10 protein-coding genes and 1 pseudogene are annotated in these 10,933 nt (G+C 60.5%); 8 read left to right on the top strand and 3 right to left on the bottom strand.

The window, feature by feature from the left end; translation table 11 throughout:
- From trpA to JYP46_RS15895, 3 genes and pseudogenes are all read left to right on the top strand, one after another.
- Window positions 1-193, top strand: a pseudogene (gene trpA / locus JYP46_RS15905) (tryptophan synthase subunit alpha); the annotation flags it as partial.
- Window positions 194-275: 82 nt separating this feature from the next.
- Window positions 276-884: a LysE family translocator gene (locus tag JYP46_RS15900; RefSeq protein WP_113156974.1), complete on the top strand. Its 609-nt coding sequence runs from the start codon at window positions 276-278 to the stop codon at window positions 882-884.
- A gap of 184 nt (window positions 885-1,068) precedes the next feature.
- Window positions 1,069-1,611 (top strand): peroxiredoxin, encoded by a 543-nt coding sequence (locus JYP46_RS15895; protein ID WP_113156973.1) that lies wholly within the window; start codon window positions 1,069-1,071, stop codon window positions 1,609-1,611.
- A 68-nt stretch (window positions 1,612-1,679) separates the two neighbouring features.
- Here the strand turns inward: JYP46_RS15895 and gndA are convergent, their stop codons facing one another.
- From gndA to JYP46_RS15880, 3 genes are all read right to left on the bottom strand, one after another.
- Window positions 1,680-3,092, bottom strand: coding sequence for an NADP-dependent phosphogluconate dehydrogenase (gene gndA, locus JYP46_RS15890; RefSeq protein WP_206548651.1), 1,413 nt, complete (start codon window positions 3,090-3,092; stop codon window positions 1,680-1,682).
- A gap of 104 nt (window positions 3,093-3,196) precedes the next feature.
- Window positions 3,197-3,967 carry a DeoR/GlpR family DNA-binding transcription regulator gene (locus JYP46_RS15885; RefSeq protein ID WP_113156971.1) on the bottom strand — a complete coding sequence of 257 codons (771 nt, stop codon included), beginning with the start codon at window positions 3,965-3,967 and terminating at the stop codon, window positions 3,197-3,199.
- A complete protein-coding gene (locus JYP46_RS15880) occupies window positions 3,967-4,782 on the bottom strand; it encodes an HAD-IIB family hydrolase (RefSeq protein ID WP_420884110.1) in 816 nt (271 codons plus the stop codon). Before JYP46_RS15880 ends, JYP46_RS15885 begins: the two co-directional genes overlap by 1 nt.
- A gap of 226 nt (window positions 4,783-5,008) precedes the next feature.
- Here JYP46_RS15880 and phnD point away from each other — a divergent pair, with 226 nt between their 5' ends.
- The 5 genes from phnD to JYP46_RS15855 all read left to right on the top strand — a co-directional run bounded on the left by phnD (window position 5,009) and on the right by JYP46_RS15855 (window position 10,747).
- On the top strand, window positions 5,009-6,010 hold the full coding sequence (gene phnD / locus JYP46_RS15875; protein WP_206544814.1) for a phosphate/phosphite/phosphonate ABC transporter substrate-binding protein: 1,002 nt from the start codon (window positions 5,009-5,011) through the stop codon (window positions 6,008-6,010).
- A 75-nt stretch (window positions 6,011-6,085) separates the two neighbouring features.
- On the top strand, window positions 6,086-6,880 hold the full coding sequence (gene phnC / locus JYP46_RS15870) for a phosphonate ABC transporter ATP-binding protein (protein WP_113156970.1): 795 nt from the start codon (window positions 6,086-6,088) through the stop codon (window positions 6,878-6,880).
- The gene (gene phnE, locus JYP46_RS15865) at window positions 6,877-7,683 is read left to right on the top strand and encodes a phosphonate ABC transporter, permease protein PhnE (RefSeq protein ID WP_222474171.1); all 807 of its coding nucleotides are present in this window, start codon (window positions 6,877-6,879) and stop codon (window positions 7,681-7,683) included. The genes phnC and phnE (JYP46_RS15865) overlap by 4 nt, the downstream gene beginning before the upstream one ends.
- Window positions 7,677-8,480 carry a phosphonate ABC transporter, permease protein PhnE gene (phnE, locus tag JYP46_RS15860; protein WP_113156968.1) on the top strand — a complete coding sequence of 268 codons (804 nt, stop codon included), beginning with the start codon at window positions 7,677-7,679 and terminating at the stop codon, window positions 8,478-8,480. The genes phnE (JYP46_RS15865) and phnE (JYP46_RS15860) overlap by 7 nt, the downstream gene beginning before the upstream one ends.
- Before the next feature lie 596 nt (window positions 8,481-9,076).
- Window positions 9,077-10,747, top strand: a complete 1,671-nt coding sequence (locus JYP46_RS15855; protein WP_206548650.1) for a Na/Pi cotransporter family protein — start codon at window positions 9,077-9,079, stop codon at window positions 10,745-10,747.
- The last annotated feature ends 186 nt before the right edge of the window (window positions 10,748-10,933 follow it).

Here is a 10,933-nt window from a genome sequence, read left to right as displayed (position 1 = left end):
CGGGGTGAAGACGGCGCGCCAGGCGCGGGCGATTGGCGAGGCGGCAGACGGCGTTGTCGTTGGCAGTGCCATTGTGGCGACCATCGCGCAGTGTTACGACGCCGATGGCAACAGGATCGAAGACCCCGCCGAGGCCGTTGCGACCCTCGTCAAAGGGCTTGCGGACGGTGTGCGCTCAAAGCAGATGGCGTAACGCTTTTCCCGATCTGAATTCTTGGCCCAATCCAGCGATCTGTTTAAGGATCGCCGCAGCTTTCTCGCCAAGGATACCCCAGATGATTGCCTGGTCGATCTTCATTCCGGCCTGTTTCGCGTTGAACTGCGCCCCCGGCCCGAACAACATGCTGACCTTTTCCAACGCGGCGCGGCTTGGCTTTGTGCCGGCGCTTCTGGGCGGGCTTGGCCGCATGCCGGCCTTCGTTTTCCTGATCGCGGTCACCATTGTCGGGCTCGGCGCGGTGCTGGCGGCGTCTGCCACGGCCTTCACCATCATCAAACTGGTGGGTGCGGCCTATCTCATTTATGTGGGCATCCAGTTTTGGCGCAAGGCGCGCGCGTTGGCGAGCGCTACTTCGCTGGATTCAGCCATCGGCAAACTGATGCGCCGCGATTTCGTGATTGCCATCAGCAACCCGAAGGCGATTGCCGTCTTCACCGCTTTCTTCCCGCAGTTCATCGACGCGTCGCAGCCGGCCTGGAGCCAGCTTGCCGCCATGGGCGGGGTGTTCCTCGCGCTCGAAGTGGTTGCTGTCGCGCTTTACGTGGTCAGCGGCGTCGTGCTTGGCAAACTGCTGAAATCCGAGCGCGTTTTCGTCCATCTGAACCGGTTGGTGGGGGCGGTTCTGATCGTTTCTGGCGGAACCATGGCAGTTTCGCGGAATTAGCACGGAATCAAGGGAAAAATGCTGCGGATTGCCGCAGTGTCGGGCCTTCACTTCGCCGCGACAAAATGCTCTATTCCGGCCGTCTCATCCGGCGCACCCTCCCGGCAGCCGGAGTTCAAGATTTCCATATCCAGGCTGCCCGGCTCAGGTCGGGATCAGCTTTGTTTGTGCCAGAGGATTAGCAATGACCGTGAGAAAAGTTCCCGACGTCACGTTCCGCACGCGCGTTCGCGACGAGTCGATCGAAGGCCCGAACCCGTTCCGCTGGGAAGACAAGACGACTGCCGACTTCTTTGGCGGCAAGCGCGTTGTCCTGTTCTCCCTGCCGGGCGCCTTCACCCCCACCTGCTCGACCTACCAGCTTCCCGATTTCGAGAAGCTCTACCCGGAATTCCAGGCCGAGGGCATCGACGAGATCTACTGCATCTCCGTTAACGACGCTTTCGTGATGAACGCCTGGGGCAAGGCCCAGGGCCTCAACAACGTCAAGCTCATTCCGGATGGCTCGGGTGAGTTCACCCGCAAGATGGGCATGCTCGTTGCCAAGGACAATCTCGGCTTTGGCATGCGCTCCTGGCGCTACGCCGCCGTGGTCAACAACGGCGTGATCGAGAAGTGGTTCGAGGAAGAAGGCTTCTCCGACAACTGCGAGAGCGATCCGTATGGCGTTTCCTCGCCGCAGACCGTTCTGGAAGCTCTGAAGGCCGGCGAAGCGCAGGCTGCCTAAGCTTTTTGAAGCATCGAATTGAAAGGCCCGGATGGCATCGCCATCCGGGCCTTTTTCTTTATGGCGGCCTATTCGACCAGAGACGGCCAGTCGCCGTGCAGATCCGCTCCGCGCCCTTCGATCTCGAAGCCGTGGGAGCCGAAGAAGTCGCGCTGGCCCTGAATGAGATTGGCCGTGCCGCGCGCCTGCCGGTAGCTGTCGAAATAGGAAAGCGCCGAAGAAAGGCAGATCAGCGGCAGCTCGCCCAGCGCGCCGGTGGCGACCACGCGGCGAAGCGCGGGGCTTGCTTCTTTCATCAGTTCCGCGAAATCCGGGACCATCAGGAGATTGGTGGCCGCATCGCCGGCAAAGGCGCTCGCCATCTGGTCGAGGAAGCGGGAGCGGATGATGCAGCCGGCGCGCCAGATCTTCGCGATGGTGGCAAGTTCAAGCCCCCAGCCCTGCTCTTCGGATGCGCGGGCGATGACGGAGAAGCCCTGCGTGTAAGAAACGATCTTGCCGGCAAGCAGCGCCTTTTCCAGATCGTCGATGGAGATGTCGACCTTGCCTTCGCGCTTGCCGTAAAGCGCTTCCGCCGCGATGCGCTCCTGCTTGCGCGACGAGATGGAGCGGGCTGCGACTGCACCCTCGATGGCCGTTGCTGGCACGCCGAGTTCCTGCGCGGCGATTGCCGACCAGACGCCGGTGCCCTTCTGCCCTGCCCTGTCGAGAATGACGTCCACGAGCGGCCTGTCGCTCTCGCCATCAATGGCTTCGAGCACATGGCCCGTGATCTCGATCAGATAGGAATTGAGCGGGCCTTCATTCCAGCGTTTGAAAACTTCGGCGCAGGCTGCGGCGTCCATGCCGAGCCCGTCGCGCATCACGCCATAGACCTCGGCGATCATCTGCATGTCGCCATATTCGATGCCGTTGTGGATCGTCTTGACGAAATGGCCGGCCCCGCCCTCTCCAAGCCAGGCAACGCAGGGCTCGCCCTTGAATTTTGCGGCAATGGAGGTGAGCACGGCTTCCGCGTCATGCCATTGCGCCTTGGAGCCACCGACCATGATGGAGGGGCCATGGCGCGCGCCTTCGGCGCCACCGGAAACGCCGACTCCGAGATATCCGATGCCTTTGGGCTTCAGATAGTCGAAACGGCGCTGCGTGTCGCTGAAGAGCGAGTTGCCGCATTCCAGAATGGCGTCGCCCTCATCAAGCAATGGCAGAAGCTGCTCGATCATGTCGTCGACCGGTTTGCCGGCCTTGACCATGATGATGATGGAACGCGGTTTCTTTACCGACTGCACGAAGGCAGCGAGGTCTGCCTCTGGCAGGACGCGCTCGGCCAGGCCTTCGGTGCGGGCCTGCTCGACAAAGGCGTCGATCTTAGGCGTGGAGCGGTTGTTGACGGCGATCGTGTGCCCCTTCTCGGCGATGTTGAGGGCGAGGTTCGCACCCATGACTCCGAGGCCGATCAGGCCGATTTCCGCTTTCGACATTCTTCAATTCTCCGGTTCATCAGAGGTAGGTTCTGACCTTGGGGCGGCACTATGCACCAGACGATGTTTCGATGCATCCGCGCCAGTGTGGAAAGTGTTGTGAATCAACCGGCGACATGCACCTCGACGCGGGCATCGGAAAGCGCCTTCGCCAGGGGGCCGGTTGGCTGCTCGTTGGTGACAAGGCCGGTGAGCGCGGAAAGCGGCTCGACCGTGGCGAGCAGATTGACGTCGAACTTGGAGTGATCGACGAGAAGATAGCTTTCCAGCGCCTGGCGCAGCATGGCGCGCTTGACGCCAACGGCAAGCCGGTTGACCTCGGTGATGCCCCCGGCTGTCAGCCCGCTCGCGCCGATGAAGGCGCGGTTGGCATTGTAGCGGGCGATGAAATCGATGGTTTCAGCGCCGTAGATGCCCACCTCGCGGGCCATGAAATCGCCCGGACAGATGACCACCTGAATGGTTTCGTTCTGCGCCAGTGCGGAAGCGACGGCGACGCTGTTGGTGAGAACCGTTAGGTCGCGTGCGACCGAGGCAAGACTGAGCGCAAACTGATGCGTGGTGGAGCCGGCGTCGATCATCAGCACTTCGCCGGGGCGAACCAGTTCGGCGGCGCGGGCCGCGATCATGGCCCGCTCCTCGATACGCGCCCGGTCGCGCTCTCCAAATGGCGGCTGTGCGCCCATCGGCGCGATGGAAGCGCCGCCATAGGCCCGGCGGATCAGCCCTTCCTGGCTGAGCGCCTCGACATCGCGGCGTACTGTTTCGGTCGACACGCCAAACCGCGTGGCAAGCTCTGAAGTGCGCACATGTGGATGGTGCTGCAACTCCAGAAGGATCTGTTCGCGGCGGGCGGTTTTCCTGAGACGCGCCATCAGCTCTCCCTGGCTTGAAGGATCGCGTCGGCCACTTCGGCAAACCCTGCGCCGCCGGCTTTCTGCGTGATCCATTTGGGCGGCGGGACCGTGCCGTCCTGAAAGTCGGCAAAATTGGCCACGCCAATGCTGTTTTCGAAGAAGTCGAACATGGGTGCGTCGTTCGGGGAATCGCCTACGAAAATCACTTTGTCACCCGCCTTTTCGAGGTCGAGGCCATAACGCCGGGTAAACAGGCTACGGGTCATCGCCAGTTTGTCGTACTGGCCAAACCATCCATTGACATGAATAGATGACACTTTCGCAACAGCGCCGGCCTCTTCGAATGAGGTCACGATCTGGGCAATCTCGGCGTCGTCGAGGCGCGGGCCGTCTTCGGCGAAATCGATGGCGAGATCCGCCTCGCGGAATGTCTGGTCCGCAGAAAGACGCGCGCGTGGAACCGCCCTGAAGATGACATCGGCGAGCACATTCAGCCGGCGACGGCCCTCGCTCCGCTCCTCGGCAGACTGTGCGAATTCGCGGGTCATGCCGCCCTGCGGCGAGCAGGCGAAATAGAACGCGCCGTTCTCGCCGACAACCGCATCGACAGGCCAGAGCCGGGCAATGAGATCACACCAGCCGGCCGGGCGACCGGTGACCGGCACAACCGTGATGCCCGCCTCATGGAGCTGTTCCAGCGCGTGATAGGCTTGGGCCGGAAGACGGCCTTCGGTGGTCAGCGTATCGTCGATATCGGTGAGAACGAATTCAATGCCGGCCAGCCGCGCGGCGGACATTTCACCAAAGGGTTTCGGAGCCGGAACCCCGGTCATCACGTTTTCCGCCGTCACTGCCGCCACCGCATGCTTCTCCAAAACTGAGCGTTTTGCCAAGCTTGTAGCTGCATTTTTCTGCATTTTCGAGGGTTTTCCAAATTCTGAATATTTGAATGTTGCAAACTACCACAAAAATTCGATACGATTTTTGCAATCGGATGCATTCCATCGCGTCTGAAAGGGAGAGGTGGGCCGAAAAGCCCACATTGGAGGAGAAACGAACATGCCCATGACGACCGACACCCGTTTTGCCGGGGGCGCCGCAGCGGCGCTGTTTGGCCTGTCCGCACTGCTGGCCGGCACCGCCGCGCAGGCGCAGGATTGCGCCAATCGCGGCCAGCTGGACGCGATGTATTGCGACGCCAATGAAGATCTGGTGGCGGACACGCCGAGCGACCCGTCAAAGCTTTCCAACCCTGACACGCTGGTTTTCGCCTACACGCCGGTGGAAGACCCCGCGATCTATGAGGACATCTGGGAGCCCTTCATCGCGCATCTGGAGGACGTGACCGGCAAGGACGTGCAGTTCTTCGCCGTGCAGTCGAACTCTGCCGAGGTGGAAGCGATGCGCAGCGGCCGCCTGCACATTGCCGGCTTCTCGACCGGTCCGACGCCGTTTGCCGTCAATCTCGCCGGCGCTGTGCCATTCGCCATCATGGGATCGGAAGACGGCCGCTTCGGCTACAAGCTGCAGGTCTACACCCGCAAGGATTCCGGCATTAACGAGATGGGCGACCTGAAGGGCAAGCGCATTGCCCACACCTCGCCCACTTCCAACTCGGGCAATCTCGCACCGCGCGCGCTGTTCCCCGGGCTCGGCGTTGTGCCGGAGCAGGATTACGAGGTTGTCTATTCCGGCTCGCATGACCAGTCCATGCTGGGCGTGGTGGCTGGCGACTATGACGCCGCACCGGTGGCTTCTGAAGTCGTGGACCGCATGGCCGAGCGCGATCTCTACGATCCGGAAGAGGTGAAGATTGTCTGGGAGTCCGATCCGTTCCCGACCACTTCCTACACCTATGCGCACGACCTCGATCCGGCACTGGTGGAAAAGATCAAGGAGGCCTTCTTCTCCTTTGATTTCGCAGGCACCGCGCTTGGCGAGGAGTTCTCGGGCGTGAGCAAGTTCGTGCCCGTGACCTATCAGAAGGACTGGGCCGTGATCCGCGAGATCCAGAAGGCGAATGGCGTGGAATATACGCCGCAGGGCCTCGCAAAAGAGTGACGTTACTGCGGGCGTGAGACCCCGGGGCTTGGTCTCCGCCCGCTTTTTTCACTCATCTGTTTTCGGAGTTGATGCATGCTGAAAATTTCGCAGCTGGTGAAGCGCTATGGCAATGGCGCGCCGGTTCTCAAAGGGCTGGACCTGGAGGTGCCAGGCGAAAGCGTCGTCTCCATCATCGGCGCTTCCGGCGCGGGCAAGAGCACGCTGTTGCGCTGCATCAACCGGCTTGTGGAGCCGAGCTCCGGCACGATCGAGCTCAATGGCCTGATGCTGACCGACCTCAAGGGCGCGAAGCTGCGCGCGGCACGCCGGCGCATCGGCATGATCTTCCAGGGCTTCAATCTGGTGGACCGGCTGACCGTGATGGAGAATGTGCAGTCGGGCCGGCTCGGTTATCTGCCGCTGTGGCGTGCAGCCTTCCGGCGGTATCCAAAAGAAGATATCCGCCGCGCCTACGAACTGATGGAGCGCGTGGGCATCGCCCATTACGCCAACAAGCGGGCGGACGAACTCTCCGGCGGTGAACGCCAGCGCGTCGGCGTTGTGCGGGCGCTGATGCAGGAACCGGAAATCCTGCTTGCCGACGAGCCGACGGCTTCGCTCGATCCGAAGACGTCCGAGCAGATCATGGAATTGCTGCGGGCGCTCTCGCGCGAATTCTCGCTGCCGGTTCTGATCAACATTCACAATGTGGCGGAAGCCAAGCAATACACCGACCGCATCGTCGGCATGCGTTATGGCCGCATCATTTTCGATGCCGAGCCCGACGCGCTCGACAAGGCGGCCATGGACGAAATTTATGCCGGTGTGCCGGCTGAAGAGCGCGGCGAGATGGACAATGTCACGCCGCTGAGGGCTCAGAAGGCATGAGCACCACAACCTCTTCCGTGCCGGACACCTGGCGCAAACCGCCGATGATCGCCAATCCCGTGCTGCGTTATGGGCTGCTCATCGCGGTGGCGCTCTATATCGGCTGGGCAGTGTTCATGCTGCCGATAGACTGGAACCGCGTAGCACAGGGCATGACGCGCGCCGCGCGCATCTTCAATGGCGCGTTTCCGCCAAGCTTCGAGCGCAGCGGGCTTCTCATCGACGGTTTTCTTGAAAGCCTGAAGATTGCCATTCTGGCAACGGTGGGTGGTGTTCTGCTCTCCATCCCCATCGCCTTCATGGCCGCCAGGAACCTCGCGCCGCGCCCGATCTTTCTTCTTGGACGCGGCCTCATCATCGTGGCGCGCAGCTTCCATCCGGTCATCGTGGCAATCATCTTCGTGAAGGCGGTCGGCTTTGGTCCGTTCGCGGGCGTTTTGACGCTGATCGTCTATTCGATTGGCTTTGTCGCCAAGATGCTGGCCGAGCGCATCGAGGAGATCGACTGGGGTCAGGTGGAAGCCATGCGCGCCGTGGGTGCGGGCTATTTTCCGACGCTGATCTACGCGGTTTTTCCGCAGATCATGCCGCGTCAGATCGGCCTCAGCATCTATCAGCTCGACAGCAATCTGCGCGCTTCGGCAGTGGTTGGCATTGTGGGCGCCGGTGGCATCGGCTCGACGCTCGCAAACGCCTTCGGGCGCTATGATTATGACTTCGCATTGGCCATCACCATCGTCATCGTCGCCGTTATTCTGGTGAGCGAGGCGATCAGCGGCCAGATCAGGAAACGGATATGGTGAGCATGGACACGACCCCGGAAGAGTGGGCGCGCTATACCCCGCGTGAGCGGTTGCAGCGCTACGCAATCTTCCTTCTTGCCGTGATCACCATTGTCTGGGCCCTGACCAGCATTGATGTGATCTGGCCCTGGGTGTTCGACGCGCCGCAGCAGATGGGCGATCTGTTCAGCCGCATGGTGCCGCCGGATGTGACGAACCTGCCGAACATATTGTGGGTGCTGCTGGAGACGGTGAATATCGCCACCATCGCCACGGCAATCGCCGTGTTCGTCTCCCTGCCCGTCGCCTACATCTCGGCGCAGAACACGACGCCCAATGCGGCGACGCTCTGGCTTGGCCGTCTCATTCTGGTCTCCAGTCGTTCGGTGAACACGATCATCTGGGCGCTGCTGTTCGTGGCGATTTTCGGTCCCGGCATCGTGGCGGGCATCATCGCCATCATGTTCCGCTCCATCGGCTTCATCGGCAAGCTTCTTGGCGAAGCCATCGAGGAGATCGACCGGCGACCGGTGGAAGCGCTGGAAGCGACCGGCGCATCGCGCCTCAAGGTCATTCTCTACGCAATCGTGCCGCAGGTCATGCCCACCTTCTGGGCCGTGGCGATCCTGCGCTGGGACATCAATCTGCGGGAATCGACGGTGCTCGGCCTTGTCGGCGCGGGCGGTATCGGTCTCATCCTGCAAAGCGCCATTGACACGTTCAACTGGCAGGAAGCGGCCACCGTTCTCCTCGCCATTCTGGCGCTGGTGGTTCTGGGTGAGGTTGTTTCAGCCTGGCTGCGCAAGCGGATCATGTAGACAGGGAGATGCCGGCCCAACGGCCGGCACCCGGCAACAATGCGACAATGTTGTCGGCTTACACCTGAGCGATAATGGCCCCGCTCGCACCGCCGGCCACGGCGCTGAGAGCAGCGCCAGCGGCCGTGCCATTGGCGGCGCCTACCGCAGCTCCGATGGGGCTTCCAACGGCCAGGCCAAGACCACCGGCCGCAATGGCGCTCGTGGCGACGTCACGTTCCGGCGTTCCGCTGCTGCCAAAGCTTAAAGGAGATTCTATCGATGTAAATAATAATTTATGGGCATTTATAACAGGGCTATTTATTTAATATTATTTATAATATAGCAGATATAAAAACTAATCTTCCTTTTTATTATTTTTTAAATGAGCGCTTCGTCAACCAGGGTTTCTGGACGACTTCAGAACTCCGAACCTTGGCTTGCATATTGGCGCGATTTTGAACATTTGCTATTTAAAAATATCAAATGTAACATATGGGTATCAAAGCTGCTCCGCATCCATCGAACACGCGCCTCTGAATGGCCTCATCGATGGCATCAAAGACAGGCTTTAAATATGATCAGGTCCGCTTTCTGCAGGGCTTAATTGAGGTGATATGAGCGGTTCCGTCTTCTTTCTGCACATGGCTGGCGCAGTGGCCCTGCTCCTGTGGGCAACACGCATGGTGCGCACGGGCGTCGAGCGCGCCTATGGCAATGTGTTGCGCCAGCGTCTGCGGCAGACGCTGGGAAACCCGGTTCTGGCGGCGCTGACCGGCCTTCTGCTTTCCATCGCCCTGCAGAGCTCGACCGCCGTTACGCTGCTTGTCGGCTCCTTTGCCGGGCTCGGCATTGTTACCGGCCTTTCCGGCATTCTTGCCGTGCGCGGTGCGGAAGTGGGGTCTGCACTTGTCGTCAAGATCCTGAGTTTCGACCTGACGCTGCTCGTGCCGCTGTGCCTTCTGTTCGGCACAAGCATTTTTCTCGCGACAGAGCGCCGGCAGTGGCGGCAGTTCGGGCGCATACTGGTTGGTGTCGGACTGCTCATCCTTTCGCTTGAAATGATGGGCGAGGCATCCGAACCCCTGCGGCAGAGCACCATCGTGCCGATCATTGTCGGCTATCTTTCCAGCGATCCGATCACGGCCTTCCTGCTTGCAGCCGTGGTGACCTATCTTTTCCATTCGAGCATCGCGGCTGTTCTGCTGCTGACGACATTTGCGGCGCGTGGCATCGTCTCACCGGAGCTGGGCATCGTGATGGTTCTGGGCGTCAATCTGGGCAGCTCGTTCATCGCCCCCATGCTCACTCGCAGTTCGCCGCCGGCCTATCGCGTGGTGCCTCTTGGCAACCTTCTGATGCGCGGGTTGGGTTCGGTCGTTCTGCTGGTGGCCTTCATTGTCTTCGCGCCCACGCTGGAGCAGCTGGGGAGCGATCCCGCAGATCGCATCATCCACGCCCATATCGCCTTCAACGTTCTGATCCTGATTGCCGGCATTCCGCTCTCGCGGCTGATCCTGAAGGCGACCGAGGCGATCGTCGCGCTGCAGTCTCCACCGGAGAAGGACAAGGAAGAGGAACCTCTTCTGGCGGAAGCCAGCGCGCTGGACGCCTCCGCGCTCGACAACCCGCATCAGGCGCTTGCCAATGTGACACGCGAAACGGTGCGCATGTGCGAGACCGTCGAGTTCATGCTGTGCCGCATTCTGGAGCTTTATGAAAAGGCCGACCGCAAATCCATCGATGCGCTTGCCGCCGTTGACGACACGGTTGACCGGCGTCATGCCGCCATCAAACTGTATCTGGCGCGCATCACGCGACAGGACATGACGGAGGAGGATTCCCGCCGTTGTCAGGAACTGCTCGGTGTCTGCGTGAAGCTGGAGCAGGTCGGCGACATCATCGTTCGCAACATGCTTGCGCATGTCGAGAAGAAGATGGAGCGTGGTGTGGAATTCACCGAGGAAGGCTGGCGCGAGCTTGCCAGTTTCCATGCTTCGGTTCTGGCCAATGCGCGGCTTGCGTTCAATCTGCTCGTGACACAGGACACGGAGACCGCGCGCGAACTGGTCATGGAAAAGGACCGGCTTCGCGACGTGGAAAAGGAAACGAGCCAGCGCCATTTCGAGCGTCTGCGCCAGGGAACGGAGCAGAGTGTGGAGACCAGTTCGATCCACCTCGACACGATCCGCGATCTCAAGCAGATCAACTCGCTTCTCGCGACATTTGCCTATCCCGTGCTCGAAGAGCGCGGTCTTCTGAGCGGTTCGCGGCTGAAGCCGGACTGAATCTTTACTCCACTTGATTGGGGTTCACCCGTTGATCAGTCTAATATAAATGAATATAGATCTCGAAAACGGAGAGATGATAAAATGATATTATGCAGAATAGTATTGGAGCATATAAGATGAAGGCAATGGTTTGATTTGATAAGCAGGTCATCTTGTCTTCTGTGGTTGCACCCAAGACAAGAG

It is taken from the genome of Nitratireductor aquimarinus (assembly GCF_017255295.1).
GTDB lineage: Bacteria > Pseudomonadota > Alphaproteobacteria > Rhizobiales > Rhizobiaceae > Nitratireductor > Nitratireductor aquimarinus.
Note: the sequence above shows the minus strand (reverse complement) of the source record. Positions and strands in the feature narration are given on the sequence as shown.

Excerpts from the sequence above, each read along its gene's own strand:
- JYP46_RS15900 (WP_113156974.1), top strand. The coding sequence starts at position 276 with ATGATTGCCTGGTCGATCTTCATTCCGGCCTGTTTCGCGTTGAACTGC.
- JYP46_RS15895 (WP_113156973.1), top strand. The coding sequence starts at position 1,069 with ATGACCGTGAGAAAAGTTCCCGACGTCACGTTCCGCACGCGCGTTCGC.
- gndA (WP_206548651.1), bottom strand. The coding sequence starts at position 3,092 with ATGTCGAAAGCGGAAATCGGCCTGATCGGCCTCGGAGTCATGGGTGCG.
- JYP46_RS15885 (WP_113156971.1), bottom strand. The coding sequence starts at position 3,967 with ATGGCGCGTCTCAGGAAAACCGCCCGCCGCGAACAGATCCTTCTGGAG.
- JYP46_RS15880 (WP_420884110.1), bottom strand. The coding sequence starts at position 4,782 with ATGACCGGGGTTCCGGCTCCGAAACCCTTTGGTGAAATGTCCGCCGCG.
- phnD (WP_206544814.1), top strand. The coding sequence starts at position 5,009 with ATGCCCATGACGACCGACACCCGTTTTGCCGGGGGCGCCGCAGCGGCG.
- phnC (WP_113156970.1), top strand. The coding sequence starts at position 6,086 with ATGCTGAAAATTTCGCAGCTGGTGAAGCGCTATGGCAATGGCGCGCCG.
- phnE (WP_222474171.1), top strand. The coding sequence starts at position 6,877 with ATGAGCACCACAACCTCTTCCGTGCCGGACACCTGGCGCAAACCGCCG.
- phnE (WP_113156968.1), top strand. The coding sequence starts at position 7,677 with ATGGTGAGCATGGACACGACCCCGGAAGAGTGGGCGCGCTATACCCCG.
- JYP46_RS15855 (WP_206548650.1), top strand. The coding sequence starts at position 9,077 with ATGAGCGGTTCCGTCTTCTTTCTGCACATGGCTGGCGCAGTGGCCCTG.